Below are 338 nucleotides of genomic sequence, written 5' to 3' on the forward strand. Positions count from 1 at the left end.
TAAAAATTCGTTCTGAATATTTGATGGCGATCCACCAGTTGATTTAAGCTTTCGGCAAAAGCCTCCACTTGAAAGCTGCCTTGCAGATCAAATGTCGCCTGCTCAAAGTACGCCCCGGATTTCGGCTCCATTAAACCGTGGAACAGGATGCCTTTTTGCATGGGTGTGAGCGAATAAATATTTTCTAGTTCTCCCGCAGTAGCCGTCTGCTCTACAATATGATCCAGCTCTCCAGCCGTCAGTCCTTGGAAGGACAAGTCGCTTGGCGTCAGCTCTGGCAACTCTTTTTCCACACAGTGAGCCAATACCTCACGCAAGCTCTCCTGAAGCAGATCAGC

At 48.5% G+C, this 338-nt stretch carries 1 protein-coding gene; it reads right to left on the reverse strand.

The window, feature by feature from the left end; genetic code table 11:
- On the reverse strand, window positions 1–338 hold a 338-nt coding region (locus ACL9RM_RS26620; RefSeq protein ID WP_414126718.1), incomplete at both ends, for a condensation domain-containing protein.

It is taken from the genome of Paenibacillus sp. S29, from assembly GCF_049319765.1.
GTDB classification, from domain to species: domain Bacteria; phylum Bacillota; class Bacilli; order Paenibacillales; family Paenibacillaceae; genus Paenibacillus; species Paenibacillus polymyxa_B.